A 26424-nucleotide genomic window follows, 5' to 3' on the forward strand; every position below is an offset into this window, starting at 1 on the left:
ATGATCGACAGTGGCAGTACTGTCATAGAAGACCGAATTACTGCCACACTGGGGTCATGCTGACCAACGTGGCCGTGGCCCTCGTCGACGGAGTCGCCCCCTTCGAGCTGGGGATCTTCTGCGAGGTGTTCGGAATCGATCGCAGTGACATGGGCGTACCGGTGTACGACTTCGCCGTGTGCGCGGCGGAGGAGGGGCCCCTGACCGTGGGCGGGGGCGCCTTCGGGATCACCCCCGCGCACGGGCTGGAGCGGCTGGAGGAGGCCGACCTCGTCTGTCTGCCGGCCGCCAGTGACGCCGGCGCGCGCATCTACCCCGAGCCCCTGCTGGCGGCCCTGCGCCGGGCCGTGGAGCGGGGTGCGCGGGTCCTCAGCGTGTGCAGCGGGGCCTACGTCCTCGGCGCCGCCGGGCTGCTGGACGGCCGCCGGTGCACCACGCACTGGATGCACGCCGCGGCCCTGACCCGACGCTTCCCGCGGGCCGTCGTCGACCCGGACGTGCTCTACGTGGACGAGGGCGCGGTGATCACCGCAGCCGGCACCGCCTCGGGCATCGACGCGTGCCTGCACGTGGTCCGCCAGGAGCACGGCGCCGAGGTGGCCAACATCATCGCGCGCAGGATGGTCGTACCGCCGCACCGGGACGGCGGGCAGGCCCAGTTCATCCAGCGACCGTTGCCGCGCACGGCCTGTGACACGGTCGGCGAGGTGATCGAGTGGATGGCCCGCCACCTGGGCGAGGAGATCACCGTCGAGCAGCTCGCGGAGCGCGCGCACATGTCCCCGCGGACCTTCGCCCGCCGCTTCCTCCAGGAGACCGGCACCACCCCGTACAAGTGGGTGCTGCGCCAGCGGGTCCTGCTGGCGCAGGAGCTGCTGGAGTCGACCGGCGAGACGGTGGACGCGATCGCCGGCCGCTGCGGATTCGGCAACGCGGCCGCCCTGCGCCACCACTTCCTGCGGACCCTGGGCACCACGCCGAACTCGTTCCGGCGCGCCTTCCGGGGCCCGCAGGCCGCCTAGACCGTCAGTTCACGATTAGGCGTTGGGGACGGTCTCGTAGCGCGGGGTGCCCTCTTCCATCTGGCGGAGGGCGTCCTTGCGGTCGCGCTTGGAGAGGCGGTCGATGTAGAGGTAGCCGTACAGGTGGTCGGTCTCGTGCTGCAGGCAGCGGGCGAAGTAGCCGGTGCCGCGCACCTTGATCGGGTTGCCCTGCGCGTCCTGGCCCTCGACCTCGGCGTAGTCCGGGCGGGCCAGCGAGGCGTAGGCGGTCGGGACCGACAGGCAGCCCTCGTTCGAGTCGTCCAGCACCCGCGCGCCGGCCGGCAGCTCGATCAGCTTCGGGTTGACGACGACACCGGTGTGCCGCTTGCCGTCGTCGTCCGGGCAGTCGTAGACGAAGACCTTGGCGTCCACGCCGATCTGGTTCGCGGCCAGGCCCACGCCCTCGGCGGCCTTCTGACTGGCGAACATGTCGTCGATCAGCTGCGCCAGCTCGTCGCCGAACTCGGTGACGTCCTTGCACTCCCGGTGCAGGACCGGGTTGCCGACCACGGTGATCGGACGGGCCGTACCGCGCTGACGGTGGGCGAGCTCGCGCGCCTCACAGTCCTCGGTGTCCACGACGTACCCGTCGTTCACGCTCTCGACAACCTCGTTCTCCTGCTGCGCCATGTCCGCCGTACGCCTTCCGTAAGTCCCGGTCACCGATGGTCGTGGTGACACACCGATGTGCCCGTATAGCCTACGGCCCCGGGTCAGCAGACTTCTTCGAGATCCCGCCACTCCCTGGTACCCGGACTGTCCGCGACCCAGCCGTCGAGCAGTCCGCGCACCAGGCCGGCCGGTGCCGCGATCCCGCACTCGCGCTCGGGGACCCACAGGGAGCCCGAGCCGGCCGTACGGTGCCCGAGCGGTCCGGGGTGGCCGGGCTCGCTGTGGTCGTGCGGATCGAGGTGCTGCTCGCCGTCGCCCTCGTCGCTCGGCATCTCGCTCTCCGAGCAGGTCCGGCACAGCAGCCGCACCGACGAGGACCAGTCCTCGGCGGCGAATCCGGCGTCCGAGGCCAGCTGCTCCAGCGCATCGCGGTCCGCCTCGGTGGCCGCCTCCAGCAGCACCACCCAGGTCGGCACCGGGGACGGCGCCCACAGCTCGATCTCGTCGAACACGGGGTACGAGGGGCCGGCCGCGGTCACCCGCTCACCGTGCGGGACCCCGTCGTGGAGCACGACCTCGCCCCAGCGCCGCCCCGAGGAGGGCAGCGGGATCGACAGGACCTCCAGCCGGGCCGGGTCCAGCCTGCGGCCCCACACCACCTCGGCCTCGCCCTCGGGCGAGAGCCGCACGGCGGCGCTGCCGAGCTCCATCCCGACCGGCTCGCCCGCCCCGGCCGCGTCCCCGGGCACCTTCAGCCCGTACGCCTGCCAGGCCCGCCGCGCCAGCGGCCAGTCCTGCAGCGCGGTGGCGGCGATCCCCACGTTCCACCAGTCCGGGGCGCCCGTCTCACGGTCCAGCAGGGCCACGGCGCGCAGCCCGGCGGCCCGCGCCTGCTCCCAGTCGTGCCGGAACTTGTGCAGCAGGGCCAGATTGAACCAGGACTCGGACAGCCAGGGCTCCAGGTCCGCCGCTCTGGTCAGGAGCGCGCCCGCGTCCTCGTACCGCCCGTCGCCGATCAGCGTGAACGCGCGGTCGGTGGCCTGCCGCCACGAGGCGGAGGGCCGATGCCGTACCTTCCCGAAGATCCTCACGATTCCCGCCTGCCTGGGGGCACCTCCCAGCGGTTGCTGGGGGACAACGGTGCAGCCTTGCGGACACTCCTACGGTCCCTCTTACTGGCATCCAACCATGCCCACTCGGACGGCCGCTCATTACCCATGGGTTACCCAGGTGGGACGGGCACCACTCTGCCACGTCCGCCCCTGGCCAGAACCCTTGCCAGGCACTCCACGACCTCCGGCTGGTAATCGTGCCCGGTGCCCAGGCGGAGCCGCTCCAGGGCGGCCAGTGAGCCACCCGGGTGACGGCTCCCGCCGACCAGATCGTCGTACGCGTTCACCGTACGCACGATCCGGGCCGCCGTGGGCTGCTCGCGGTACGGATCCGCCTGCCGCTCCACCACCACGGCGACCTCGGCGGGCACCCCGGTCTGGCGGGCCACCTCCCCGCCCAGCTCGGCGATCCGGCGGGCCTCGCCGTCGGGCAGCCCGGCCGTGGCTCCGTCCGGGACCGGGTCGACGAGGGAGAGCTGCCCGATGTCGTGCATCAGGGCGGCGTACTCCAGCACCGTGAGCTCCCGCTCCGACAGGCCCAGCTCCCGGCCGACGGCGCAGCTCAGGGCGGCCACCCGGCGGGAGTGGCCCGGCCGGGTACAGCCGGCGATCTCGGTGGCGCGGGCCAGGGAGGTGATGGTCTGGCGGTAGGTGGTGCGGATCGCCGTGATCCGGTGGAAGGACAGCTGGGTCAGCAGCAGGGGCCCGCTGAAGACGGTGACGGCCCACAGGCCCGCGACGGCCGCTCCGAGCGCCATCACGACCCCGGTGGCGCAGATCGCCGAGCCGACGCCGAGCTGGGCGCGCAGTTCGTCGTGCAGCAGCGGGCCGTACGGCCGCCCGGACCGGGCCCCGGCGAGGGCGGCGGCGAGCACGGCGTCGCACAGGGCGGTGAGGCCGAGGAGGCAGAGCAGGTAGCCGACGAGGTACGGGCCCTGGCCGACCCACCGCTCCAGCCGGCCCGAGTTGTAGAGCGGCTGGAAACAGGCGGCGGCGAAGGCGACCGTGAGCACCCGGCGGGACAGGTGGTCGAGGGCGGGGCCGCGGCCGCGGGCGATGTGCGGGACGATCCCGGCGAGGACGGCCGCGACGACGACCGCGACGGTCTGGAGCACCCCGTGGTGGGTGGGCTGCCCGGCGTTCTGGCCGAGCAGGGCGTAGGCGAGGGCTCCGGCGGAGCCGAGCGGTGCGGGGTGGCGGCCGAGGGGGTCCTGGCGGTCCCGGCGCGCGAGCTCCCCGACGGTGATCAGGGTGGCGAAGGCCAGGGCGGCGGCGGGCTCGGCGACGCCGTTCCACAGGGTGTGGCCGAGCGCGGCGCCGGTGAGCACCCCGGCGGCCCCCCGCACGGTCCACGCGACCGGGCCCCTCATCCGCCCGCCCCGGCACCGTCCGCGTCCGGCCCGGCCCCGCCGGCGGGGCCGGGCACCGCGGGGACCCTGTCCGGCGGCGGGGCCGCCGCGACCGGACGGGAGCCCCGGTCCGGCATCCCGACCAGGGCCGGGGGTCCCGGCACCGGTCCCGCCGCGGCGGCCCTCGCCGGGATCACCTGGAGGTCCTCGTCCGAGGTCACCACCGGGTGCCAGCCGGTCCGGCCGATCGCATCGACCAGCGCCCGCACCATCGACGGGTCGAACTGTGCCCCCGCACACCGTTCCAGCTCCGCCAGGGCGACCGGCACCGGCCGGGCCCGGCTGTACGAACGGGTCGAGGTCATCGCGTCGAAGGCGTCGGCCACCGCCACCACCCGGGCCAGTACCGGGATCTGCTCACCGGTCAGCCCGTACGGATAGCCGGAGCCGTCGACGCGCTCGTGGTGGTGCAGGATCGCGGAGCGGGCCTCGCCGAGGAAGCCGATGCCGCGCACCATCTCGTGCCCGTACTCGGGGTGCAGCTCGATGATCCGGCGCTCCTGCGGGGTGAGCGGCCCGTCCTTGCGCAGCAGCCGGGTGGGGACGCCGAGTTTGCCCACGTCGTGCAGGATGCCGGCGATGCGCACCGTCTCCAGCCGGTCCTCCGTCATGCCCAGCTCCCGGGCGATCATCGTGGAGGCCTGGCCGACCCGTTCGCTGTGGCCGCGCGTGTAGCGGTCCTTGATGTCGACGGCCTGGACGAGGGCGCGGATGGTCGCCTGGTGGGCGGTGCGCTCGCGGTGGTACTGGGCGAAGACCCAGCAGGAGATGTACATCGGCAGCAGGACGAGCAGCGCGGCCGGGGGCCCGTAGGGGCTGCGCCACATGACGGCCATCATCAGGCCGGCGAGGCCGTGGACGCAGTGCGGGGCGAGGGAGGAGGCCAGGAGCCCGCGCCAGGCGGTGGCGGCCGGGCGGCGTTCGGCGGCGGCCAGGATGGCGCCGTCGAGGGCGGTGAGCACCAGGCAGAAGGCGACGGCCGCGGCCGTCGCGGGAAGCAGCACGGAGGGGAAGTCGGCCGCTCCTGCGGGGGACCCGGAGCCGGCGGGGAACCCGCCGCCGAGGGTGGCCGGGCCGCGCAGCAGCCCGTAGGCCTGGCCCGCGACCCAGGCCGCCATCGCCTGCTGCGCGCCGTGCCACAGGCGGCGCACCCGGGCGGGCCGGTGGATCACGGTGCCCGCGAGTCCTCCGGGCAGCGCCACGAGCGCGGCGGCGGCGGGCGGCAGCAGGAAGACGGCGGCGAGCACCACGGGGAAGAAGGAGCCGATGCCCTCGGGCACCCGGCTGCCCAGCGGTGGGCAGACCTTGAGGAGTTCGGAGCCGAGGTAGAGCACGGCGAGCAGGGCCACGGCCGCCCAGGGCGTACCGGAATCCGTGAAGGCGGGGAAGACGCACGCGACCGCCGTGAGAACGGCGCACAGGATGAATCCGCGTGCCCCCGGCGGAAGTGCCCGCATGGCGCTCTCCTCCCCTGTGCCGTGCACACCGGGGTGCCGAATCGAGCCAGCACCGAATGGGGAGAATAGGTGGGGCCGGGAGCGAGGTGGGCCACATTTGTGCATTGGGCCATGCGGACGCCCCCGGATTAGCACATTCGGGTGAATGAACTGCTCTTCCGGGGGCGGATGTTCCCTCGTCTAGCCGATCACCGGCGCGGGTCAGCCGGGAGCGGGATTGTCGGCGGTGACGTCGTGGTCGGGGACCGACTGACCGGACCTGATCAGTTCGATCCGACCCATCACCTTCGACCGCAGGTCGGTCGGCACGTCGTCCGACCCGCAGCAGCGCTTGACCAGCTTCTTCACGGCCTGTTCGAGGCCGTACTTCTCCAGGCAGGGGTTGCACTCGCCGAAATGCGTCTCGAACTTCGTGCAGTCACTGTCCGGCATCTCCTGGTCGAGGAACTCGTACAGGTGGTCCAGGACCTCAGAGCACTCTGTCTCGTGCGGCTCTCCGCAACTCATGAGTCCGAGCCTTTCCGGTCGTTCGACTCTCCCGCGCCCGCGGGAACCAGCCCGCGCTCACGGGCATAGTCCTCCAGCATTCCGCGGAGTTGACGGCGGCCACGGTGCAGTCGCGACATGACCGTACCGATGGGTGTACCCATGATGTCCGCGATCTCCTTGTACGCAAAGCCCTCTACGTCGGCAAGGTAGACCGCGATGCGGAACTCCTCCGGAATGGCCTGCAGGGCTTCCTTCACGTCCGAATCCGGCAGGTGGTCGAGCGCCTGCGACTCGGCGGACCGCAGTCCGGTCGACATGTGCGACTCGGCGCGCGCCAGCTGCCAGTCCTCGATCTCCTCCGCGGCGCTGCGCTGGGGCTCGCGCTGCTTCTTGCGGTAGGAGTTGATGAAGGTGTTGGTCAGAATGCGGTAGAGCCACGCCTTCAGGTTGGTGCCCTCGCGGAACTGGTGGAAGGACGCGTACGCCTTCGCGTACGTCTCCTGGACCAGGTCCTCGGCGTCGGCCGGATTGCGCGTCATGCGCAGCGCGGCCGAGTACATCTGGTCGAGGTAGCCGAGGGCGTCCCGTTCGAAGCGCGCATTGCGCTCCAGGGTCGTCTCCTCCGCGTGGCCTTCGTCGGTCCCAGCGACAGGACCCACCTCCTCCGACAGCGTGGCGGCTCCGAAAGCGGATCCGCTCGAATCGGAGAATAGTCGACCTTCCCGGCCCTCCGCCGCCCGAAGCGAGCCGCGCTTCGGCGCCGGCAGCACGGTCCAGTCCAGGTCAGCGGCCTGCCGACGGTTCTGGCTGATGACCTGGGTCATGCGCTCCCTCTCCTCCGACGAGTTCCCCTACGTTCCGACATCCGAGACAACAGAAGGGGCGGGCGGCGCATTCCCGGGCGCCCGGCGGGTTTCCGGCTTTCTCCGGGACGCGGCCGGCGGGCCTCAGACCGAGAGCCGCGCGAGCCACTCCTCCACGGCTCCGGTGATCGTCTGCAGCGCTTCCTCCTGGGTGGTGTCCGCCTTCTTCGGGACCGCGAAGCCGTGATCGGCGTACGCCACCTCCACGAGCTCGTACGGGTCCTGCCCGCCCGGTGGCGGGAACTCCTCGGGCCGCCCGAAGGGGTCCCGGCCGCCCTGGACCACGAGGGCGGGCCGGCCGGCCCCGGTGAGCTCTTCGGCGCGGGACTTCTCCGGCCGGCCCGGCGGGTGCAGCGGGAAGGCCAGCGCCAGCACCGCGGCGGCTCCCAGCTCGGCGGCGGTCCGGCAGGCCACCCGGGCCCCGGCGCTGCGCCCGCCCGCGACCACGGGCAGCCCGGGCTCCGTGAGCGCCGGCCACAGCCCGCGCCAGCCCTCGTCCAGCACCTTGGGCGCGGCGGCGACCTTCTTCCCGGCGACCCGCCAGGGCTGTTCGACCAGGGCCACCGTGATCCCGCGGGCGGGCAGGGCGGCGGCCAGCGCCCGGAGGTCCCGGGCCTCGATGCCGCCGCCGGCGCCGTGGCTCACGGCGAGCACGAGCCTCGGCTCGGGCGCCGGGTGCCAGGTGATGCGGGCCTCGCCCGCCGTGGTGTCGACACTCTCGGTACGCGTGGTCATGCGTCCCATCCTGCCCGGGTCAGAAGAGGGTGCCTTCCTCCGGCGCGGCCAGCTCCGTCAACAGCTCCGGGCCGTTGTTGCGCACGTTGCTCACGGCGGTCGACACCGGGTAGGCCCGCATCAGCCCGCCGGGCGGCGGGGCGAGCAGCTCCCTCAGCGAGCCCTCGGTGTCGGTGTTCGCCGGGTCCAGCCAGGCGTCCCAGCGGTCCGGGGTCAGCATCAGCGGCATCCGCGGGTGGATGTCGGCGAGCGAGCGCGGCCCCTCGGCGGGGGCCACGCCCAGGGGGCCGGCCTCGGCCTCCGTGGTGATCACCGAGCAGGTCACCCACCAGGAGAGCGGGTGCTCGTCGGGCAGGGTCCGGTCGCGCCAGAACTCGTATATCCCGGCCATGGCGAAGACGGATCCGTCGGAGGGGAGCACGAAGTAGGGCTGCTTGCGGGCCCGTTTCTTCTTGCCCTCCACCTCCAGCTGCCGCTCGTCGTGGGCGGTGACCCACTCGTAGTAGCCGTCGGCGGGGACGATGCAGCGGCGCTGCGCGAAGGGCCGGCGGAAGGAGGGCTTCTCGTGCAGGGTCTCGGACCGGGCGTTGATCATCCGGGCGGCGCCGTCGGGGTTCTGGGCCCAGGAGGGGACCAGCCCCCATTTCAGGACGCGCAGCTGGCGAACCGGACGCGGGTGCGGGGCGTCTTTGAGGGGACGGTCGAGGACCACGTGGACCTCCTTCGTCGGCGCCACGTTGAAATCGGGGGCCAGGGCCTCCTCGGGCTCCCACTTCTCGATGCCGAAGGCCTCCACGAGGTCCTCGGGCCTACGACTCGCCGCATACCGTCCGCACATGGCTGACACACTGCCATCTCACCCGTACACCACCGCAAGGAGTCCGCCACCTTATGGACAGCAGCACGACGGCCGGTCTGTGGGACCGGCTCACGGGCATACAGACCTCGCCCGACCTGTGGTTGGTGATCGTGACGGGGCTCGTCGCAGCGGCCGCGGTGGGTCCCCGCCCGCTGTGGCGGCTTTCGCGCAACGCCGTCACCATCGCGCACGAGGGCGGGCACGGGCTGCTGGCACTGTTGACGGGGCGGCGCCTGAGCGGGATACGGCTGCACTCCGACACCAGCGGGGTCACCGTCAGCCGGGGCCGGCCGACCGGGCTGGGGATGATCCTGACCGCGGCGGGCGGGTACACGGCGCCCTCGCTGCTCGGGCTGGGCGGGGCGGCGCTGCTGTCCGCGCACCGGATCACGCTGCTGCTGTGGGTGGCCACGGCCCTGCTCCTGGCGATGCTGGTGATGATCCGGAACGCGTACGGGGCACTGACGGTGGTGCTGACCGGCGGAACCTTCCTGCTGGTGTCCTGGCTGGCCCCGGCCGGGGTGCAGGCCGGTTTCGCGTACCTGGTGGTGTGGTTCCTGCTGTTCGGCGGGGTCCGGCCGGTCTTCGAGCTGGGGGCCAAGCGCCGGGGCGGCGGGGCCCCCGATTCCGACGCCGACCAGCTCGGCCGGCTCACGCACCTGCACCCGGTGGTGTGGTTGCTCTTCTTCCACGTCGTCGCGTTGTGCTCGCTGATCGGCGGGGCCCGCTGGCTGCTCGCCCTGTGACCGCTCCCTGAGACGGGGCCGGGATCAAGATCTGGGGTCGGGGGAAGCCACTAAAGTGGTGGCCATGACCGAGACCCCCGCGCTCCCCGCCCTCTGGCCCGCTCCGCTCGCCGACGGGACCGTCCACGCCACCGTCACGGTGCCGGGCTCCAAATCGGTCACCAACCGGGCCCTCGTGCTCGCTGCGCTCGCCGCCGAGCCCGGCTGGGTGCGCCGCCCGCTGCGCTCGCGCGACTCGCAGCTGATGTCCGACGCGCTGCGCGCGCTGGGCGTCGGCATCGAGGAGACCGTCTCGTCGAGCTCCGCCGGTGACGGCGCGGGCGGCGAGGCCTGGCGGATCATCCCGGCGGCCCTGCACGGCCCGACGACCGTGGACGTCGGCAACGCGGGCACGGTCATGCGCTTCCTGCCGCCCGTCGCCACCCTCGCCGACGGCGACATCCGCTTCGACGGCGACCCGCGCTCCTACGAGCGCCCGCTCGGCCAGGTCATCACCGCCCTGCGCACGCTCGGCGCCCGGATCGACGACGACGGCCGGGGCGCGCTGCCCATGACCGTCCAGGGCGGCGGGGCCCTGGAGGGCGGCACCGTCGAGATCGACGCCAGCAACTCCTCGCAGTTCGTCTCCGCCCTGCTGCTGTCCGCCCCTCGGTTCAACCAGGGCGTCGAGGTGCGGCACGTGGGCGGCAAGCTGCCGTCGATGCCGCACATCCGGATGACCGTGGAGATGCTGCGCGCGGCGGGCGCCCAGGTCGACACCCCCGAGGCCGGCGGCGAGAAGGACGTCTGGCGGGTCACCCCCGGCGCGCTGCTGGGCCGCGACATGGTCGTGGAGCCGGACCTCTCCAACGCACAGCCCTTCCTGGCCGCGGCCCTGATCACCGGCGGCACGGTGACCATCCCCGACTGGCCGCGCCGCACCACCCAGCCGGGCGACGCGCTGCGCCGGATCTTCACCGAGATGGGCGGCTCCTGCGAGCTGACCGACGCGGGCCTGGTCTTCACCGGCACCGGCAAGATCCACGGCATCGACGTGGACCTGAGCGAGGTCGGCGAGCTCACCCCGGGCATCGCGGCCGTGGCCGCCCTGGCCGACTCCGATTCGGTGCTGCGCGGCGTCGCGCACCTGCGGCTGCACGAGACGGACCGGCTGGCCGCGCTGACCAAGGAGATCAACGCGCTCGGCGGCGACGTCACCGAGACCGCCGACGGCCTGCGCATCCGGCCGCGCCGGATGCACGGCGGCACCTTCCACACGTACGACGACCACCGGATGGCGACCGCGGGCGCGGTGATCGGCCTGGCGGTGGAGGGCGTTCAGATCGAGAACGTGGCGACGACCGCGAAGACCCTGCCGGACTTCCCGAAGATGTGGACGGACATGCTCGCCGGGGACGCCGACGGCTCCGGGGCTCCCGGAGCGGGTGCGGGAGCGTAGGGCCCGTCATGCGCAGGTACGGCAAGCACACCGACGAGGACGACATCCGCCAGCGCCCGAACCCCAAGGGCAATCGGCCGCGGACCAGCATCCGGCCCAAGCACGAGGACGCGGCCGAGGGCTTCGTCCTCACCGTGGACCGCGGCCGGCTGACCTGCCTGGTCGAGGGCCGCTCGGTGCACGCGATGAAGGCGCGCGAACTGGGCCGCAAGGCCGCGGTGGTCGGCGACCGGGTCTGGATCGTCGGTGACCTGTCCGGCAAGAAGGACACCCTCGCCCGCATCGTGCGGATCGAGGAGCGCAAGTCCGTCCTGCGACGCACCGCCGACGACGACGACCCGTACGAGCGGGTGGTCGTCGCCAACGCCGACCAGCTGGCCATCGTCACGGCCCTGGCCGACCCGGAGCCGCGGCCCCGGATGATCGACCGCTGCCTGGTGGCGGCGTACGACGCCGGGCTGGAACCGCTGCTGGTGCTCACCAAGTCCGACCTGACCTCCGCGGACAAGATCCTGGAGATCTACGCGACGCTCGGCGTGAACTACGTGGTGACCAACCGCGAGGAGCTGGCGACGGGTGACGCGGCGGACCGGGTGCGCGAGCGGCTCGACGGCCGCATCACGGCCTTCGTCGGACACTCGGGCGTCGGCAAGACCACCCTGGTGAACTCGCTGGTCGCCGAGGGCCGCCAGCGCGCCACCGGTCACGTCAACGCGGTGACCGGCCGCGGCCGGCACACCACCACCTCGGCACTCGCGCTGCCGCTGCCGAGCGGCGACGGCTGGGTCATCGACACCCCGGGCGTGCGCTCCTTCGGCCTGCACCACGTGGACCCGTCCCGAGTGATCCTGGCCTTCCCGGACCTGGTGCCGGGCACCGAGGAATGCCCGCGCGCGTGCAGCCACGACGAGCCGGACTGCGCGCTCGACAGATGGGTGGAGGACGGCCACGCGGACCCGGCGCGGCTGTATTCGCTGCGCCGACTGCTGGAGACGCGCGAGCGGCGCGAGGGCGACTGACCGTCCGGCGGCGGTGCGGCCGCGTTTGTCGAGGGCCCTGTCTGGATAAATGCATAATCGCACCAAGTGACGTGATGTCACGTGACGCGGGGAGGCATTCGACATGGCGTGGCTGCTGGTCGTGGTCGCGGGACTCCTGGAGACCGGTTTTGCGGTCTGTCTCAAGCTCTCCCACGGATTCACCCGGCTGTGGCCGACCGTCGCCTTCGCCTGCTTCGCGCTCGGCAGCTTCGGTCTGCTGACCCTGGCGCTCAAGAAGCTGGACGTGGGGCCGGCGTACGCGGTGTGGACGGGCATCGGCGCCGCCGGTACGGCGATCTACGGCATGGTCTTCCTCGGCGACCTGGTCTCCACCCTCAAACTCGTCTCGATCTCGCTGGTCATCCTGGGCGTCATCGGGCTCCAGTTGTCCGGGTCGGCGCACTGAGCAGCCTGCGCAGCTCGCCCGGCCCCGGCTCCTCCCCCGGGGCGATCACGTAGGAGAGGGCGAGGCGCACGGCGAGTTCGCAGCGCTGCGGGCCCTCCCCCGGAGTCAGCGCGGCGGCGGCCCGGTCCCGGACGGCCCGGGCCAGCTCGCCGGGCCCGGGTGCGCGGCCGCCCGCCGCGGGCAGGCCCGCGTCCCAGGCACCGGTGAGCAGGGCCCGTACGAGGGGCTGCGCACGGGCAGCCCGTACGATCCACTCCGCGACGGCGGCGAGTCGCTCGGCGGCCTGGGCCGGAGCGGACAGGGCCCGGTCGACCCCGTCGAGGTAGCGGTCGGCCTCGCGGCGCACCAGGGCGCGGCCCAGGCCGGCCTTGCCGCCGAACTCGTTGTAGAGGGTCTGCCGGGACACCCCCGCCGCGGCGGCCACGTCGACCATGCGCACGTCCGGCCAGGGGCGCGCCGAGAGCGCCGCTCCCGCCGCCTCCAGCAGGGACTCCCGGGCTGCCGGCATCCGCGCCTCCCCGTTCGGCTCTCTCCGGTCAGAGTTGACGGGCCGCCAGATCCTGTCAAGGGCGCGTCGGGGCCGCACTGTGGACAGCGTTGGTCGGGCTCCGGGAGTCTCGATACTGTTCGGGCATGCCCGAGTATGACGATGACCTGCGCCTTGCCCTCGAACTCGCCGATGCGGCGGACGCCGCCACGATGGAGCGCTTCCGAGCCCTCGACCTGCAGGTCGAGACGAAGCCGGACATGACCCCGGTGAGCGAGGCGGACAAGGCGGCCGAGGAGATCGTCCGGGCCGGGATCACGGCCGCGCGGCCGGACGACGCCATCCTGGGCGAGGAGTACGGGCTCAAGGGCAGCGGTCCGCGCCGCTGGGTGGTGGACCCGATCGACGGCACGAAGAACTACGTGCGCGGGGTCCCCGTCTGGGCGACCCTGATCTCCCTGATGGCCCAGGACCCCGACGGCGAGTTCCGTCCGGTGGTCGGCGTGGTGTCCGCGCCGGCGCTGGGTCGCCGCTGGTGGGCGACCAGGGGCGGGGGCGCGTACGCGGGCGGCGCGCTCGGCGAGACCAGTGCCATCGGCGTGTCCAAGGTGGGCGGGCTGGGCGACGCCTCGTTCGCGTACTCCTCCCTGAGCGGCTGGGAGGAGCAGGGCCGGCTGGCCGGGTTCCTGGACCTGACCCGGGCGTGCTGGCGGACCCGCGGCTACGGGGACTTCTGGCCGTACATGATGGTCGCGGAGGGCTCGCTGGACCTGTGCGCCGAGCCCGAACTCAACCTCTGGGACATGGCGGCCATCGCGGTCGTGGTCCAGGAGGCGGGCGGCCGCTTCACCAGCCTGGACGGCGTGGACGGGGTGCACGGCGGGAACGCCGCGGCCTCGAACGGACTGCTCCACGAGGAGATGCTGGACCTGCTGCGTCCGCGCGCCTGAGCCGCCGCGCGCTGTTCGCGCTCCGCCCCGCGCCTTCTTGTCGGCCCTGCGGGTCCATGGGAATCTGATACTCCCCACGCTTGTGCGCTTGTGAACCGTTTCTCTTGAGGCGGCTCCGCGGGCGCACCCACCCAGGCGGGGGGACTCACCCCAGGAGGTGGCTCTCTTCATGCTCGTCCGTGACGCCATGAGCACCGTGATCCTCACCCTCGGACCCGCACACACCCTCCGACAAGCGGCCTGCCTGATGTCCGGCCGGCGCGTCGGCGCGGCCGTCGTCCTCGACCCCGACCACAGCGGAATCGGCATCCTGACCGAGCGCGACATCCTCAACTCGATCGGCGCGGGACACGACCCGGACCGGGAGTCCGTGGGCGCGCACACCACCAACAACGTCGTGTTCTGCACCCCTGAAGCCACCGTGCAGGAAGCCGCCGAGGCCATGGCCCACGGCGGCTTCAGGCACCTGATCGTGCTGGAGCACGGCGGACCCGTCGGCATCGTGTCCGTGCGCGACGTCATCCGCTGCTGGGTCCCGGCACGGCGCACGGTCGCCGCGTGAAACGACGCCGGGCCGCAAGTCCTCCGAGGAGGGCTGCGGCCCGGCGTCCTGCTACGGCAAGCGCTCCGTGTCAGCCGCGGAGGGCCTGGACCGCGGCTTCGAGCCGCTTGCCGAAGTCACCGTCCGCCTGACGGAAGTTGTTGATCGCACGCTCGACGATGTCGTCGCGGGAGACCTTGGCGATGAAGCCGGACAGGTTCTCGATCAGACGGGACTTCTCGTCCTCCGAGTACAGGCGGTAGAGGTTGCCCGCCTGGACGAAGTCGTCGTCCTCGCTGTGGACGGCGGCGGCGTGGTTGCCCGTGCCGCCGGTCACGTCGATGGGCTGCCACAGCGGGCGGTCCGTCTGGTGCGGGCCCCCGAAGCTGTTCGGCTCGTAGTTCTTCGCGCCCTTGTGGCGGCCGTCGTACAGGTAGCCGTCGCGGGAGTTGGTGCGCGCCTCGGTGGCGTGCGGGCGGTTCACCGGCAGGTGGTCGGCGTTGATGCCGACGCGGTAGCGGTGGGCGTCGCCGTAGCCGAAGAGGCGGCCCTGGAGCATCTTGTCCGGGGACGGACCGATGCCGGGCACGAAGTGCGCCGGGCTGAAGATGCTCTGCTCGACCTCGGCGAAGACGTTCTCCGGGTTGCGGTTGAGCTCCAGCTTGCCGATCTCGATCGGCGGGTAGTCCTCGTGCGGCCACACCTTGGTGAGGTCGAACGGGTTGAAGCGGTACTGGGCCGCCTCGGCCGCGGGCATGATCTGGACCTGCACGGTCCAGGTCGGGAAGTCGCCGCGCTCGATGGACTCGCGCAGGTCGCGCTGGTGCGAGTCGGGGTCCTCGCCGGCGAGCTGGTTGGCCTCGGCCTGGGTGAGGTTCTTGATGCCCTGGTCGGTCTTGAAGTGGTACTTGACCCAGAAGACCTCGCCGGCCTCGTTGTTCCACTGGAACGTGTGCGAGCCGTAGCCGTTCATGTGGCGGTAGGAGGCCGGGATGCCGCGGTCACCGAACAGCCAGGTCACCTGGTGGGTCGACTCGGGCGACAGGCCCCAGAAGTCCCAGACGTTGTCCGCCTCCTGCGAGCCCGTGTACGGGTCGCGCTTCTGGGTGTGGATGAAGTCGGGGAACTTGATGGCGTCCTTGATGAAGAACACCGGGGTGTTGTTGCCGACGAGGTCGTAGTTGCCCTCTTCGGTGTAGAACTTCAGCGCCCAGCCGCGGGGGTCGCGGACCGCGTCGGCGCTGCCGAGGTTGCCGGCGACGGTGGAGAAGCGCAGGAAGGTCTCGGTCTCCTTGCCGACCTCGGACAGGAACGCGGCCCGGGTCCACTGCGAGACGTCGCGGGTCAGCGTGAAGGTGCCGTACGCGCCGGCGCCGCGGGCGTGCACCACGCGCTCCGGGATGCGCTCGCGGTTGAAGTGCGCGAGCTTCTCGAGCAGCAGCTGGTCCTGGACCAGAACGGGGCCGCCGACGCCGGCGGTCTCGCTGTTCTGGTTGTCGGCGACCGGCGCTCCGGCCTCCGTGGTGAGCGGTCCCTGCGTCACGTGCGCCTCCTGCGTCGTCCCTGCATGTCCTGTCCTTGGCGTTCGCCGTAACCGATCCTACGATGGACTTTGTCTAAGTCAAGTAAGCATCCAAGTCCGCACTGGTTCGGGAGTTACACCGAATCCCCTCACTGTTAGGCTGATGTCTATGAGTGACCTGCTGGATCGACTTCGCGGACGCGGCTGGCGCATGACGGCGCAGCGGCGTGTCGTGGCCGAGGTGCTCGACGGTGACCACGTGCACCTGACGGCCGACGAGGTGCACGCGCTCGCGGTGGCCAAGCTGCCCGAGATCTCCCGTGCGACCGTCTACAACACCCTGGGCGAGCTCGTCACCCTCGGCGAGGTGCTGGAGGTCTCCACGGACCGCCGCGCCAAGCGGTACGACCCGAACGCCCACCGGCCCCACCAGCACCTGGTCTGCGCCCAGTGCGGCGCGATCCGCGACGTGCACCCGGCGGGCAACCCGCTGGCCGACCTGCCGGATGCCGAACGCTTCGGCTTCATCGTGTCGGCGGTCGAGGTGACCTACCGCGGCGTCTGCCCGAACTGCGCGGCCGCCTGAGCGCACGCACACGAAAGGGCTCGGACCCCCCGGGGGGTCCGAGCCCTTCGCGTTCACCTTCTTGCAAGCGGAAATGACCCGGGAACGACTCAAGGCCCGGATCCATGGGATCCGGGCCTTGAGCCTTCAGTAGCGGGGACAGGATTTGAACCTGCGACCTCTGGGTTATGAGCCCAGCGAGCTACCGAGCTGCTCCACCCCGCGTCGGTAAACCCAACGTTACGTGAAGGCCCGCGGCAGATGCAAATCGGTTAACCGGCCAGCCCCCGGTGCAGGAGCGCGGTCAGCATCTCCACCACCTCGTCGTCGTCGAGTCCGGCCCCGCCGGTCATGGCGGCGTACCCCAGCATCGAGATCATCGCCCCCATCGCCGCGGCGACCAGTTCGGGGTCCCCGGGCAGCTCGCGCCCCTGTTCGCGCATGTACGCGAGGTGCTCGCGCAGCGGCGCGGTGTCCCCGAGGAGGCGCCCCCAGACCTGCCCCGAGCCGGGCGGTTCGGCCATGGACTTCTGGAAGAGGGCGACCACGACGGGCAGATGGTCCCGGAAGGCGCTCCAGGCGACCGCGATATGCGTCCGCAGCTGCGCCCGGTCGGCGAGGTCGTGCTCACGGGGGTGGTCGTGGGCGCCGACCTCCAGGTCCACCTGGGCCCCCATGTCCGCGAGCAGCGCGTCCAGCAGCTCGTCCTTGCCCGCGAAGTGCTCGTAGAAGGACCCGGTGGACCGGCCGGCGGCCTTGGTGATGTCGGTGATCTTCGTCTGCGTGTAGCCGCGCTCCAGGAACAGCGCCCGCGCCGCCTCCTTGAGCGCCGCCTCCGTACCGGCCGCCCGCTCCTTGCGCACTCCCACCGCGATCCCCGCTCCCACTTGACGCCGTCTTCTCGGCCTCATCATACTGAACCGAGTTTCACCGAATCAAAGTTCAGTGAATGCAGATTCAGCGAAAGGGGTCGGGCATGCGTGTGTCAGTCATCGGGGGCGGAGTCGCCGGAGCGGCCAGTGCGATAGCCCTGCGCCGGGCGACCGGCGCGGAGGTCACGATCCACGAGGCGTACGAGGAACCGGCCGGGCAAGTGGGCTCGTACCTCAGCCTCGCCGTCAACGGGCTGCGGGGGCTGGAGGCCCTGGGCTGCCTCCCGCAGGTACAGGCCGCCGGATTCCCGGTCGCCCTGCAGCGGATGTGGTCCTCCTCGGGCAAGCTCCTCGGGGAGGTGCCGCGCGGCCGGCTCGCCTCGGACGACCTGCACAGCACGACGCTGCTGCGCGGGCGGCTGGTGGAAGTGCTGCGCGCCGAGGCGGCTTCGGCCGGGGCCCGGATCGAGACGGGGCGGCGGGTGGACCCGGCGGACCTGGACGCGGACCTGGTGGTGGCGGCCGACGGCATCTGGTCCGCCACCCGCTCGACGCTGGACCCGGCGGCGCCACAGGTGCGGTACGCCGGGCTCTACTGCGTGTCGGGGGTCTCCGAAGGCGTGCACCTCACACCGGGCACCTACCACTTCGTCTTCGGCCGGCGGGGAGCCTTCCTCTGCGTCCCGGCGCCGGACGGCACGGTCTGGTGGTCGGCCCAGGTGCCCGCCCCGGAGCCCCCGGACCCAGCGGAGATCACCGGGGCCCGGCTGGCGGAGCTGTACGCCAAGGAGGAGCTGCCGCTGTCCCTGATCCGGGCCGCCACCCGCGTCGACCGCTCGATGCCGATGCACCGGCTGGCGGACGTACCCGTCTGGCACGACGGGCGCACCGTCCTGATCGGCGACGCGGCCCATCCGGTCGGGGCCGGGCAGGGCGCGTCGATGGCGATCGAGGACGCGGTGGCCCTGGCCCGGTGCGTGGCATCGGTTCCGGGCGTGGACCGGGCCCTGGCCGAGTACACCCGGCTGCGCCGCCCGCGGGTGGACCGGATGACCCGGTCCGCGGCGACGAACCGCGACGCGAAGACCCCGGGCACGGTGCGGCGCCGGGTCAACGACCTGCTGATGCCGATCGCCTTCCGGCACGTCTACGCCCGCTCCACCTCCTGGCTCTACCGCTAGGAGGTGGAGCGCTCGGCGGGCGCCCCGCCGGGGCTCAGGCCGAGAGTTCCTCGGCCAGGGCCTCGCGGAGCCGGGCCGCGCGCTGCGAGACCTCGGCCGGGCCCAGTTCCATGGCGCGCACGCACCACTTCTGGCCCTCCGCGAGATCCCCGTGGCGGGCCGCCAGCAGGCCGAGGCGCAGGGCCGCGCGGCCGTGGCCCGCCACCGCCGCGCGGGTCCACCACAAGGCCGCCTCCGGCTCGTTCCCTTCGCGGGCCAGCAGCAGCCCGAGGTTGAAGGCGCCGTTGCGGGAGCCGGCCTCGGCCGCCTCCCGGTACCAGCGCGCGGCGACGGCCAGGTCGCCGCGGGCGGCGGCCAGCATGCCGACCCGCACCTGCGCCCGGCGGTGCCCCAGCTCGGCGGCCCGCTCGTACCACTCCTCGCTCTCGGTGCGCGGGGCGCCGCCCACGGGCTCGCCCAGGGCCACCGGCTCCGGCGGCGGGGCCAGCGACTCCAGCAGCGCGGCCAGGCGGAACGCCGCCTCCGCACTGCCGCCGCCCGCCGCGCAGCGCAGGTGCCGCTCGGCCGCCCGGTCCTCGCCGTCCCGCACCAGCGCGATGCCGACCTGCAGCGCCGCGTCGGTGTGACCGGCCGAAGCGGCCCGCTCGTACCACTTCAGCGCGGTCCGGTCCTCGTCGCGGCTGGCGAACAGGATCCCGAGGTTGAACGCGGCGTCGACGCTGCCCGCCTCGGCGGCCTTCGAGAACCACGGCTCGGCGCCCGCCGCGTCCCCGACCTGGAGCAGCATGATCGCCAGCGCGTTGGCCGCCTCGCGGTGCCCGGCGTAGGCGGCCCGCCGGTACCACTGCTCGGCCTGCGCGGTCCGGTCCTGTGCGACGCACAGCAGAGCAAGGTTGTACGCCCCGTTTTGGTCGCCCGCGTCCATGGCGGTCCGGTACCAGCGCTCCGCGGTCTGGGTCTCGCCGCGTGCGGCGTGCAGCGCGCCCAGCGCGTTGGCGGCGTTGCCGTCGCCGTCCTGCGCCGCCCGGTGCCACCACACGGCGGCGCTCTCCTCGTCACCGGCGTCGCGCAGCAGGAAGCCGAGCGCGCACGCCGCCCGGGCCTCCCCCTGCTTGGCGGAGGTCAGGTACCAGCGCCCGGCCTCCTTGAGCTCGCCGCGTGCCTCCAGCAGGGCGCCCAGGTGCAGGGCGGCGCGCCGGTGCCCGCGCGCGGCCGCCTGCCGGTACCACTGTTCGGCCTCGGTGGGGTCGCCCTTGCGCAGGTGCCTCGCCAGCCGGTACGCGGCTTCGCGGTGCCCCTGTTCGGCGGCGGCGCGGAACCACCGCTCGACGCCCTTGTCCCCGCGGTGCTCCAGCAGGTCGGCCAGCCCGTACGCGCCCAGCGCGTGGCCGGACTCGGCCGCCTGCCGCATCCAGTACTCGGCGGCGGGCTCGTCCCCGCGCTCGCGGAAGTAGCGGCCGAGGGCGTGCGCGGCGGGGGCGGATCCGGCGACGGCGGCGACCCGCCACCAGCCGGCCGCGTCCTCGGGGTAGCCCCGCTGGTGGAGCAGCACGCCGAGGTTGTTCGCGGCGGCGCGGTCCCCTTCGCCGGTGGCTCCCCTCAGGTACGGTTCGGCCCCGTCGAGGTCGCCGCGGCGCAGCAGCAGCGCGCCGAGCACGCTCATGGCTCCGGGGTCGCCCTTGTCGGCGGCCACCCGGTGCCGCGCTTCGAGCTCGGCGTCACTCGCCGCGTCGGTCTCGGCGAACATCTCCTCCGTGCTGTGCTTGTCCAAGAAGTCCGCATCGGTCAGTGCGGTCTGCGCGTCGACGACCGGAGCCGCCCCCTCGGCCTCTGTGTCCGTCCCGGACTCCGCCCTCACAAACCGCCCTGTCTCCAGCAGAGTTGACCTGTCCCCCATAATTCCCATCGTCGCATCACCTGCTACCCGCGTACACCTGCTATGTCGCAGCCAGTGAGGTCACTACAGCGTTTTGTCGACATGCCCACAGTGAGGTAAGTCAAACACGCTCCACCCACAAGTCACCCTCCCCGGCTACCGCGTGTCCGTCCCGGACATGACGAAGGCCCGGATCCCATGGATCCGGGCCTTCATCTTCAGTAGCGGGGACAGGATTTGAACCTGCGACCTCTGGGTTATGAGCCCAGCGAGCTACCGAGCTGCTCCACCCCGCGTCGGTGAAACCACAGTATCACGACGCGGGGTGGAACCATTACCGATTGATCATTGGCCGGACGGAGCGGGCGTCGTCGTCAGCTTCGCCTCGGCCTCGATCGCCCGCTTCAGTGCGGCCTTGATCTCCTCCTGGGCCTTGCCGAAGGCCGCCCAGTCGCCGGCCTGCCGGGCCTTCTCGGCATCCTCGATGGCCTTCTGCGCATCACCGAGGGCTGCCTTGACCGTCGGGTCCTGGACGGTCGGCGGCGTGACGGTGCCCTGACCCGGAGGCTGCTCCGGGGGCACCGGAACGGTCGGCGCCTCGGCCCCGAAGACCACGTTCAGCGCCTTCTCCAGGGTGTCCTCGAAGGCGGTCTGGTTGCCGTAGGTCACGAGCACCTTGCGCAGCAGCGGGTACTTGAGCGTGGAACTGCGGACATAGACCGGCTCGACGTAGAGCATCCCGCCGTCGAGCGGCACCGCGAGCAGGTTGCCGTACTCGATCTCCGAGTCACCACCGCGCAGCAGGCGGATGGATTCGGCGATCTTCGGTTCCGACTGGAACTTGCTCTGCACCTGGCTCGGGCCGTCCGGCGGCTTGCTCGTCGGCATCTTCAGAATGCGGATGCTGCCGTAGTCCGGGGTGCCCGGATCGGCGTTGACCGCCATGAAGGCACTCAGGTTTGGCCGCTCGTTCGGCGTGAACGTCGTGGTGAGCGAGAAGACCTGGTCCTTCTCCTTCTGACCCGGCATCTTCATCGACAGGTAGTACGGCGGAACGGCCGTACCGGCCTTGGTCGTCGGGTCGTCCGGGACCGCCCACGCCTCACTGCCGCTGAGGAAGGTCTGCGGGTCGGTGACGTGGTACCGGGTCAGCAGCTCGCGCTGGACCTTGAAGAGGTCCTGCGGGTAGCGGAGGTGTTCCATGAGCGGCTTGGCGATGTCGGCCTTGGACTTGACCGTGCCGGGGAACGCCTTCATCCAGGTCTTCAGGACCGGGTCCGCGGTGTCCCACTGGTACAGGTCCACCGAGCCGTCGTACGCGTCGACGGTGGCCTTGACCGAGTTGCGGATGTAGTTGACCTGGTTCTCCTGGGCGACCACCGCGCGCTGGCTGTTGGTCAGCGAGTCCGCGGTGCTCTGGCCCAGCGTGGTGCGCGAGGCGTACGGGTAGCCGTTGGTGGTCGTGTACGCGTCGACGATCCACTTGATCCGGCCGTCGATCACGGCCGGGTAGGGCGCGCCGTCGATGGTCAGCCACGGGGCGACGGCCTCGACGCGCTGCTTGGGCGTGCGGTTGTAGAGGATCCGCGAGCCGTCGCCGATGGCGCCCGAGTAGAGGATCTGCGGCTCGTTGAAGGTGAGCGCGTACGCCGCCCGGTTGACCGGGTTGTCGAGGCTGACGCCGGAGTCGCCCTTGTAGCTCGTCTCCTTCTCGCCCTTGTCGTCCGAGTAGTCGAGCTCCTTCTGCGGACCGCCGACGATCGAGTACTGCTTCGTCTGCTCGCCGTAGTAGATGCGCTGCTCGAAGTCCGTGCCGAACACGCCCTTGGAGGGCAGGTCGGCCTGCGTGAAGTCGGGAGCACCCTCCTTCACGGTGGTGCCCTTGGCCGCGACCACGCCGTAGCCGTGCGTGTACTTGAAGTGGTCGTTGATCCAGTTGTTCTTCGGGATGCCGCCGATGTTCAGCTCGCGCAGCCCGATGACCGTGTCCTGGCCGCTGTACCGGTCCACGGCGAGCGTGGACGGGAAGGCGTAGTAGCCCTTGACCTGCTGGAGCTGCTGGAAGGCCGGCGAGACGATGTTCGGGTCGAGGATGCGGATGCTGGCCGTGGTGTCGGCCTGCGGGCGCAGCTTGGTCCGGTCCTCCGTCTGCGGGACGCCCGGGTAGTCCGAGACCTGGGCGCCGGCGATGCCGTAGGCGTCGCGCGTGGCCTTGATGTTCTTCTGGACGTACGGGGATTCCTTGGCCTGCTCGTTCGGCTGGACCTGGAACTTCTGCACGATCGCCGGGTAGAGCCCGCCGATCAGGATCGCCGAGAGCACCATCAGGCCGAAGCCGATGACCGGCAGCTGCCAGGTGCGGCGCCACAGCGTCGCGAAGAACAGCACGGCGCAGATCGCGGCGATGGCGACGAGGATCGTCTTCGCCGGCAGGTAGGCGTTCGCGTCGACGTAGCGCAGGCCCGTCCAATTGTCGGCGGCCTTGAAGTCGCTGGACTTCACGGCGAGCCCGTACCGGTCGAGCCAGTAGGCGACCGCCTTGAGCGTGACGAAGAGGCCGAGCAGCACCGACAGGTGCCCGGTGGCGGCGGCGGTGGCCCGCGCACCCGGGCTCGTCACGCGCAGTCCGCCGTACAGGTAGTGCACGACGGCCGCGGCGATCACCGACAGCACGACGGCGGCGAAGCCGAAGCCGAGCAGGAAGCGGTACCAGGGCAGGTCGAAGGTGTAGAAGGACACGTCCATGTGGAACTGCGGGTCCTTCGAACCGAAGGGCACGCCGTTCACGTACATGAGCCAGGTCTTCCACTGGCCGGCCGCCGAAGCGCCCGCGATCAGGCCGACGAGCACCGCGATGCCCAGCAGCAGCCACTTCTTGTACGGGGCGATGCTCATCCGGTAGCGGTCGAGGCTCTGCTGCTCCATCGACATCGCGCTGAGCGGCGGCCGCAGCCGGTGGGCCAGCCAGATGTTCAGCCCGACCGCACCGGCCATCAGCAGGCCGAAGACGGCGAAGAGGCCGATCTTGGTCCACAGGGTGGTGGTGAAGACGGTGGAGTACTTCACGGAGCGGAACCAGAGCCAGTCAGTCCAGAAGCCCGCGAACATGATGAAGAGCATGGCCAGGACGGCCAACACGCCCAGGGTCATGAGGAGAGTTCTCGCCCGCCGGGAGGGGCGGCCGACTCTCATCCGTGGCCCGGAAGGGCCTCCGCCGCGGTCCGGCATCTGGAAAGCCAAGGTGCGCACCTCGAAAGCTGAGTCTGGTAATGAACGGGCCCCCGATCGTAGGGCCCACTTGTGCAACTTACTGAGGCTTCGGTCAGTTCCCGGTAATCGATGGAAAGGAGGCAGGATGTTGTCCATGTCCAACCTTTCGCCTTCCCCCGGCACCCCCATGGCGGCCAGCCCGCTGACCCGCGCCTGCCTCGAGATCGACGAGTACGCGGCCGGCCTCGGCTGGGACAAGCCCGCGCGGCTCTTCGCCCTGGTCGACACCGCCCGGCTCAAGAAGCAGGAGCCGCGGCTGGCGGGCCAGCTCGGTCTCGACCAGGACGACGCCGGCAAGTCCTCCCTCACCCCCATCGAGCAGGACGAGGTCCCGAAGGGGACGCCGCTCGACAAGTTCCTCGGCACCATCGCCTGGCCCGACGCCGTCGTCGGCTGCGCGCTGACGGTGGAGCGACTGATGCTGCCGCCGTCCGCGGAGTCCTCCGTACCGGAGGGACTGAACGACAAGCAGCTGTCGAAGTGGGTCGCCGGCCACCCGGAGCGGCAGGAGGTGCGCCTCACCGTGGCCGTGCTGCGCGACGGATCGCGGGAGTCGGCCGTGCGGCTGCGCGAGAAGGACGCCTCGACGGAGGTCCTCACCGGTGCGGGCCTGGTGCCCGGCCTGGCGGAGGCCCTGGCGGCGACCTTCTCGTAGCCCCTGCCCCCCTGCCCCCCTGCCCCCCTGCCCGTCCTGCCCGCGTCCTGCCCGTCAGGGGGACGGAGCGGTCGGGGCTAGGCCGTGCACTGCGGCAGCCCGGCCGTGTCCCCCTTGCTGATCTTCTGCAGTGCCTTCGTCGCGTCGTCGATGGTGGACACCTTGACCAGGGTCAGCCCGTCGGGGACGTTGGAGACCGCGGAGGCGCAGTTCTCGGCGGGCGTCAGGAAGTACTCGGCACCGGCCTTGCGGGCGCCGATGGTCTTCATCTGGATGCCGCCGATGGGTCCGACCTTGCCCGCGTCGTCGATGGTGCCGGTGCCCGCGACGAACTTCCCGCCGGTCAGGTCCTCCGGGGTGAGCTTGTCGACGATGCCGAGGGCGAACATCAGGCCGGCGCTCGGGCCGCCGATGTCGGCGAGCTTGATGTCGATCGTGAACGGGAAGGTGTGGTCGGTACCGGCCCGGATGCCGACGATGGCGTGACCGTCGCCCTCCGCCTTGCCCGCGGTGATCGTCAGCTTCGAGGTGGCGGGGTCGTTGTTGCCGGCCTTCGCCGCCTCGGTCGCCTCCTTGGCGGGCACGATGGTGAACTCCACCGGCTCGCCCGGCTTGTGCTTGGTGACGAACTTGGCCACGTCCTCGGGGGCGGTGACGGCGGCGCCGTCCACGGCCTTGATCACGTCTCCGGCGTGCAGCCGTCCCTCGGCGGGGCTGTCCTTGACCACGGTGGAGACGATCACCCGGGCGGTGACCGGGATGCCGAGCTGCTTCAGGGCCGCCACCTTGGCGCTCTGCTGCGACTGGCTGAACTCCTCGGCGTTCTCCTGGGTGGACTCCGCTTCCGTCTTCCCGTTCGGGTAGAGGTTCTCGTGCGGGACGACGATGTTGTCGCCGGCCAACCACCCGTAGACCGCTTCCACCAGGCTCATCTCGTAGTCCGCACCGGTGACGCGGACCGTCGTCATGTTGAGGTGACCCCTGGTCGGGTACGTCGTGCGCCCCGCGATGTTGAGGACGGGCGCGCCGTGCGAGTCCCCGAGCGTGTTCACCGTCGGGCCGGGGCTCATCTCGGAGTACGGGACCTTGATGAACACCCCTGCGCAGAGCAGCGCGAACAGCACCAGGGTGGAAGCGAGCATCGTCGCGGTGCGGCGTGGCATGGATCCGACAGTACGGGACGGCCCTGGCGGGCGACCCTCGGGGCCGGTCCGTACGGGGTCCGTACGCGAAACTCTCAGCGGAATCTCACCGAAGGCGGCGGACCGGAGCGGAACGGACGCGGAGCGTCGAACGGCCGCGGACGGCGGTGGACGACGGCGGACGTCTCAGACGGCGTCGGAGGCGGAGTGGGCGGACGGCGAGGAGTGGGCGTCGGCCTTCACCCTGGCCTGATCGGCGTTGGCCATGGCTTCCCGGAATCGTGCGTATCCCGCGAGCTCGGATATGTCACCCTGTGTGCGGTCGCGTGCCGCCCAGCTGCCCCATATCGCCGCTCCGATCGCGGCGAACAGCGGAATCAGCAACCACGCCAAAGACGCCATGGGCGTGCCTCCCTACCCCGAAGTACGTTTCGTTGGTGGCTTCAACGCTCGTGCCCGTGGGGGGGTTACGCAAATCGAGGGCGTGTTGCGCGGCCGAACGGGTGCGAGGCTACCGCCTTCCGGGTGGCGCTCCGTGACCGGGGGTTCAGCAGGCGCCGACCCACTCCTCGGTGCCGTCGCTGAAGGTCTGGTGCTTCCAGATCGGGACCTCGTGCTTGAGGTCGTCGATCAGCATCCGGGCGGCCTCGAAGGCCTCGCCGCGGTGCGGGCAGGACACGGCGACGACGACGGCCAGGTCTCCCACGGCCAGGTCACCGACGCGGTGCACGGCCGCCAGGGCGCGGACCGGGAACTTGGCCACGACGCGCTCGGCGACGCGGCGCATCTCGGCTTCGGCGGTCGGGTGGCAGGAGTAGCCGAGCGAGTCGACGTCCGCCCCGCCGTCGTGGTTGCGCACCGTGCCGACGAAGAGCGTCGTACCGCCCGACGCGTCGTCGCCGACGGCCTGGAAGACCTCGTCGATCGACAGGGCGGTCTCGCGGATCTGGAGCAGCCGGATCGGGTCCGAAGCAGCCTGCTCACCGGGGTGGTCGAAGTGCGGTGCCATGCCTTCATCGTGCCCTAGCCGCTGACACGGCGGAATAGCAGATTCGCCCGGGGCGGGGGCGCCGCCTTGGGAGCCTCCTACCAATCCGGGCACCGGCGCGATCCGGCCCCACCGGCGTTCGGGGCGCGGCGGTCCGGGGGCGGCG

General features: G+C 71.7%; 26 protein-coding genes and 2 tRNA genes. 10 read left to right on the forward strand and 18 right to left on the reverse strand.

Going from position 1 to position 26424, the window contains the following annotated elements:
- Nucleotides 1–56 precede the first annotated feature (56 nt).
- Complete coding sequence (locus tag OG386_RS16670) at nucleotides 57–1022, forward strand: helix-turn-helix domain-containing protein (RefSeq protein WP_328788818.1); 966 nt, start codon at nucleotides 57–59, stop codon at nucleotides 1020–1022.
- 15 nt (nucleotides 1023–1037) lie between these two features.
- On the opposite strand, the gene def is transcribed toward OG386_RS16670, so the two are convergent.
- The 8 genes from def to OG386_RS16710 form a co-directional block, all read right to left on the reverse strand.
- A complete protein-coding gene (gene def, locus OG386_RS16675; protein ID WP_266604740.1) occupies nucleotides 1038–1673 on the reverse strand; it encodes a peptide deformylase in 636 nt (211 codons plus the stop codon).
- An 83-nt stretch (nucleotides 1674–1756) separates the two neighbouring features.
- Nucleotides 1757–2746 (reverse strand): tetratricopeptide repeat protein, encoded by a 990-nt coding sequence (locus OG386_RS16680; RefSeq protein ID WP_030011692.1) that lies wholly within the window; start codon nucleotides 2744–2746, stop codon nucleotides 1757–1759.
- 131 nt (nucleotides 2747–2877) lie between these two features.
- Nucleotides 2878–4137, reverse strand: coding sequence for an HD-GYP domain-containing protein (locus tag OG386_RS16685; RefSeq protein ID WP_328788819.1), 1260 nt, complete (start codon nucleotides 4135–4137; stop codon nucleotides 2878–2880).
- Nucleotides 4134–5633: an HD-GYP domain-containing protein gene (locus tag OG386_RS16690; RefSeq protein ID WP_328788820.1), complete on the reverse strand. Its 1500-nt coding sequence runs from the start codon at nucleotides 5631–5633 to the stop codon at nucleotides 4134–4136. The genes OG386_RS16685 and OG386_RS16690 overlap by 4 nt, the downstream gene beginning before the upstream one ends.
- A 201-nt stretch (nucleotides 5634–5834) precedes the next feature.
- Nucleotides 5835–6140, reverse strand: coding sequence for a mycothiol system anti-sigma-R factor (gene rsrA / locus OG386_RS16695; RefSeq protein ID WP_266604733.1), 306 nt, complete (start codon nucleotides 6138–6140; stop codon nucleotides 5835–5837).
- A complete protein-coding gene (locus OG386_RS16700; protein ID WP_030012983.1) occupies nucleotides 6137–6781 on the reverse strand; it encodes a sigma-70 family RNA polymerase sigma factor in 645 nt (214 codons plus the stop codon). The genes rsrA and OG386_RS16700 overlap by 4 nt, the downstream gene beginning before the upstream one ends.
- 288 nt (nucleotides 6782–7069) lie before the next feature.
- Nucleotides 7070–7720 carry an alpha/beta hydrolase family protein gene (locus OG386_RS16705; RefSeq protein WP_328788821.1) on the reverse strand — a complete coding sequence of 217 codons (651 nt, stop codon included), beginning with the start codon at nucleotides 7718–7720 and terminating at the stop codon, nucleotides 7070–7072.
- Between the two features lie 19 nt (nucleotides 7721–7739).
- Entirely contained in the window at nucleotides 7740–8558 is an 819-nt protein-coding gene (locus tag OG386_RS16710; protein WP_328788822.1) for an SOS response-associated peptidase, read from the reverse strand.
- Nucleotides 8559–8611: 53 nt separating this feature from the next.
- Between OG386_RS16710 and OG386_RS16715 the strand changes: the two genes are divergently transcribed.
- From OG386_RS16715 to OG386_RS16730, 4 genes are all read left to right on the forward strand, one after another.
- A complete protein-coding gene (locus OG386_RS16715) occupies nucleotides 8612–9325 on the forward strand; it encodes a M50 family metallopeptidase (RefSeq protein ID WP_328788823.1) in 714 nt (237 codons plus the stop codon).
- A gap of 64 nt (nucleotides 9326–9389) precedes the next feature.
- Nucleotides 9390–10763 (forward strand): 3-phosphoshikimate 1-carboxyvinyltransferase, encoded by a 1374-nt coding sequence (gene aroA, locus OG386_RS16720; RefSeq protein WP_327383367.1) that lies wholly within the window; start codon nucleotides 9390–9392, stop codon nucleotides 10761–10763.
- An 8-nt stretch (nucleotides 10764–10771) separates the two neighbouring features.
- Complete coding sequence (rsgA, locus tag OG386_RS16725) at nucleotides 10772–11782, forward strand: ribosome small subunit-dependent GTPase A (protein WP_327383368.1); 1011 nt, start codon at nucleotides 10772–10774, stop codon at nucleotides 11780–11782.
- 103 nt (nucleotides 11783–11885) lie between these two features.
- Nucleotides 11886–12209, forward strand: coding sequence for a DMT family transporter (locus tag OG386_RS16730; protein WP_030011402.1), 324 nt, complete (start codon nucleotides 11886–11888; stop codon nucleotides 12207–12209).
- On the opposite strand, the gene OG386_RS16735 is transcribed toward OG386_RS16730, so the two are convergent.
- Nucleotides 12175–12717, reverse strand: coding sequence for a TetR/AcrR family transcriptional regulator (locus OG386_RS16735; RefSeq protein WP_328788824.1), 543 nt, complete (start codon nucleotides 12715–12717; stop codon nucleotides 12175–12177). The two genes, OG386_RS16730 and OG386_RS16735, sit on opposite strands and share 35 nt — an antisense overlap.
- Nucleotides 12718–12842: 125 nt before the next feature.
- Here OG386_RS16735 and hisN point away from each other — a divergent pair, with 125 nt between their 5' ends.
- Nucleotides 12843–13646 (forward strand): histidinol-phosphatase, encoded by an 804-nt coding sequence (gene hisN / locus OG386_RS16740; protein WP_328788825.1) that lies wholly within the window; start codon nucleotides 12843–12845, stop codon nucleotides 13644–13646.
- A 169-nt stretch (nucleotides 13647–13815) separates the two neighbouring features.
- Complete coding sequence (locus tag OG386_RS16745; RefSeq protein WP_030010856.1) at nucleotides 13816–14208, forward strand: CBS domain-containing protein; 393 nt, start codon at nucleotides 13816–13818, stop codon at nucleotides 14206–14208.
- A 70-nt stretch (nucleotides 14209–14278) separates the two neighbouring features.
- Here OG386_RS16745 and OG386_RS16750 read toward each other — a convergent pair whose 3' ends face one another.
- On the reverse strand, nucleotides 14279–15730 hold the full coding sequence (locus OG386_RS16750; RefSeq protein ID WP_328788826.1) for a catalase: 1452 nt from the start codon (nucleotides 15728–15730) through the stop codon (nucleotides 14279–14281).
- A gap of 148 nt (nucleotides 15731–15878) precedes the next feature.
- On the opposite strand from OG386_RS16750, the gene OG386_RS16755 reads away from it, so the two are divergent.
- Nucleotides 15879–16295, forward strand: a complete 417-nt coding sequence (locus tag OG386_RS16755) for a Fur family transcriptional regulator (protein ID WP_266604713.1) — start codon at nucleotides 15879–15881, stop codon at nucleotides 16293–16295.
- 130 nt (nucleotides 16296–16425) lie between these two features.
- Here the strand turns inward: OG386_RS16755 and OG386_RS16760 are convergent.
- Both OG386_RS16760 and OG386_RS16765 read right to left on the reverse strand, forming a co-directional pair.
- A tRNA-Met gene (locus tag OG386_RS16760) sits at nucleotides 16426–16499 on the reverse strand.
- A 47-nt stretch (nucleotides 16500–16546) separates the two neighbouring features.
- Nucleotides 16547–17161, reverse strand: a complete 615-nt coding sequence (locus OG386_RS16765; protein ID WP_328788827.1) for a TetR/AcrR family transcriptional regulator — start codon at nucleotides 17159–17161, stop codon at nucleotides 16547–16549.
- 89 nt (nucleotides 17162–17250) lie between these two features.
- Here OG386_RS16765 and OG386_RS16770 point away from each other — a divergent pair, with 89 nt between their 5' ends.
- A complete protein-coding gene (locus OG386_RS16770) occupies nucleotides 17251–18327 on the forward strand; it encodes an FAD-dependent oxidoreductase (protein WP_328788828.1) in 1077 nt (358 codons plus the stop codon).
- A gap of 34 nt (nucleotides 18328–18361) precedes the next feature.
- Here OG386_RS16770 and OG386_RS16775 read toward each other — a convergent pair whose 3' ends face one another.
- The 3 genes from OG386_RS16775 to OG386_RS16785 all read right to left on the reverse strand — a co-directional run bounded on the left by OG386_RS16775 (nucleotide 18362) and on the right by OG386_RS16785 (nucleotide 23431).
- Nucleotides 18362–20224: a tetratricopeptide repeat protein gene (locus OG386_RS16775; protein ID WP_405788644.1), complete on the reverse strand. Its 1863-nt coding sequence runs from the start codon at nucleotides 20222–20224 to the stop codon at nucleotides 18362–18364.
- 201 nt (nucleotides 20225–20425) lie between these two features.
- Nucleotides 20426–20499 (reverse strand) — tRNA-Met (locus tag OG386_RS16780).
- 49 nt (nucleotides 20500–20548) lie between these two features.
- The gene (locus tag OG386_RS16785; RefSeq protein WP_328793276.1) at nucleotides 20549–23431 is read right to left on the reverse strand and encodes a UPF0182 family membrane protein; all 2883 of its coding nucleotides are present in this window, start codon (nucleotides 23429–23431) and stop codon (nucleotides 20549–20551) included.
- Between the two features lie 127 nt (nucleotides 23432–23558).
- On the opposite strand from OG386_RS16785, the gene OG386_RS16790 reads away from it, so the two are divergent.
- Nucleotides 23559–24128: a PPA1309 family protein gene (locus OG386_RS16790; protein WP_327383376.1), complete on the forward strand. Its 570-nt coding sequence runs from the start codon at nucleotides 23559–23561 to the stop codon at nucleotides 24126–24128.
- Between the two features lie 77 nt (nucleotides 24129–24205).
- Here the strand turns inward: OG386_RS16790 and OG386_RS16795 are convergent, their stop codons facing one another.
- The 3 genes from OG386_RS16795 to OG386_RS16805 all read right to left on the reverse strand — a co-directional run bounded on the left by OG386_RS16795 (nucleotide 24206) and on the right by OG386_RS16805 (nucleotide 26279).
- Nucleotides 24206–25291, reverse strand: a complete 1086-nt coding sequence (locus OG386_RS16795; protein ID WP_328788830.1) for a YlbL family protein — start codon at nucleotides 25289–25291, stop codon at nucleotides 24206–24208.
- Between the two features lie 165 nt (nucleotides 25292–25456).
- Complete coding sequence (locus tag OG386_RS16800; protein WP_030010758.1) at nucleotides 25457–25672, reverse strand: hypothetical protein; 216 nt, start codon at nucleotides 25670–25672, stop codon at nucleotides 25457–25459.
- Between the two features lie 145 nt (nucleotides 25673–25817).
- A complete protein-coding gene (locus tag OG386_RS16805) occupies nucleotides 25818–26279 on the reverse strand; it encodes a molybdenum cofactor biosynthesis protein MoaE (protein WP_189732663.1) in 462 nt (153 codons plus the stop codon).
- Nucleotides 26280–26424 lie beyond the last annotated feature (145 nt).

The sequence above is a fragment of the Streptomyces sp. NBC_00273 genome, assembly GCF_036178145.1.
Classification (GTDB): Bacteria; Actinomycetota; Actinomycetes; order Streptomycetales; family Streptomycetaceae; genus Streptomyces.

What these genes read in the sequence shown, in the direction of transcription:
- OG386_RS16670 (WP_328788818.1), top strand. Translation starts at nt 57, where the DNA reads ATGCTGACCAACGTGGCCGTGGCCCTCGTCGACGGAGTCGCCCCCTTC.
- def (WP_266604740.1), bottom strand. Translation starts at nt 1,673, where the DNA reads ATGGCGCAGCAGGAGAACGAGGTTGTCGAGAGCGTGAACGACGGGTAC.
- OG386_RS16685 (WP_328788819.1), bottom strand. Translation starts at nt 4,137, where the DNA reads ATGAGGGGCCCGGTCGCGTGGACCGTGCGGGGGGCCGCCGGGGTGCTC.
- OG386_RS16690 (WP_328788820.1), bottom strand. Translation starts at nt 5,633, where the DNA reads ATGCGGGCACTTCCGCCGGGGGCACGCGGATTCATCCTGTGCGCCGTT.
- rsrA (WP_266604733.1), bottom strand. Translation starts at nt 6,140, where the DNA reads ATGAGTTGCGGAGAGCCGCACGAGACAGAGTGCTCTGAGGTCCTGGAC.
- OG386_RS16705 (WP_328788821.1), bottom strand. Translation starts at nt 7,720, where the DNA reads ATGACCACGCGTACCGAGAGTGTCGACACCACGGCGGGCGAGGCCCGC.
- OG386_RS16710 (WP_328788822.1), bottom strand. Translation starts at nt 8,558, where the DNA reads ATGTGCGGACGGTATGCGGCGAGTCGTAGGCCCGAGGACCTCGTGGAG.
- OG386_RS16715 (WP_328788823.1), top strand. Translation starts at nt 8,612, where the DNA reads ATGGACAGCAGCACGACGGCCGGTCTGTGGGACCGGCTCACGGGCATA.
- aroA (WP_327383367.1), top strand. Translation starts at nt 9,390, where the DNA reads ATGACCGAGACCCCCGCGCTCCCCGCCCTCTGGCCCGCTCCGCTCGCC.
- rsgA (WP_327383368.1), top strand. Translation starts at nt 10,772, where the DNA reads ATGCGCAGGTACGGCAAGCACACCGACGAGGACGACATCCGCCAGCGC.
- OG386_RS16730 (WP_030011402.1), top strand. Translation starts at nt 11,886, where the DNA reads ATGGCGTGGCTGCTGGTCGTGGTCGCGGGACTCCTGGAGACCGGTTTT.
- OG386_RS16735 (WP_328788824.1), bottom strand. Translation starts at nt 12,717, where the DNA reads ATGCCGGCAGCCCGGGAGTCCCTGCTGGAGGCGGCGGGAGCGGCGCTC.
- hisN (WP_328788825.1), top strand. Translation starts at nt 12,843, where the DNA reads ATGCCCGAGTATGACGATGACCTGCGCCTTGCCCTCGAACTCGCCGAT.
- OG386_RS16745 (WP_030010856.1), top strand. Translation starts at nt 13,816, where the DNA reads ATGCTCGTCCGTGACGCCATGAGCACCGTGATCCTCACCCTCGGACCC.
- OG386_RS16755 (WP_266604713.1), top strand. Translation starts at nt 15,879, where the DNA reads ATGAGTGACCTGCTGGATCGACTTCGCGGACGCGGCTGGCGCATGACG.
- OG386_RS16770 (WP_328788828.1), top strand. Translation starts at nt 17,251, where the DNA reads ATGCGTGTGTCAGTCATCGGGGGCGGAGTCGCCGGAGCGGCCAGTGCG.
- OG386_RS16775 (WP_405788644.1), bottom strand. Translation starts at nt 20,224, where the DNA reads ATGGGGGACAGGTCAACTCTGCTGGAGACAGGGCGGTTTGTGAGGGCG.
- OG386_RS16785 (WP_328793276.1), bottom strand. Translation starts at nt 23,431, where the DNA reads ATGCCGGACCGCGGCGGAGGCCCTTCCGGGCCACGGATGAGAGTCGGC.
- OG386_RS16790 (WP_327383376.1), top strand. Translation starts at nt 23,559, where the DNA reads ATGTTGTCCATGTCCAACCTTTCGCCTTCCCCCGGCACCCCCATGGCG.
- OG386_RS16795 (WP_328788830.1), bottom strand. Translation starts at nt 25,291, where the DNA reads ATGCCACGCCGCACCGCGACGATGCTCGCTTCCACCCTGGTGCTGTTC.
- OG386_RS16800 (WP_030010758.1), bottom strand. Translation starts at nt 25,672, where the DNA reads ATGGCGTCTTTGGCGTGGTTGCTGATTCCGCTGTTCGCCGCGATCGGA.
- OG386_RS16805 (WP_189732663.1), bottom strand. Translation starts at nt 26,279, where the DNA reads ATGGCACCGCACTTCGACCACCCCGGTGAGCAGGCTGCTTCGGACCCG.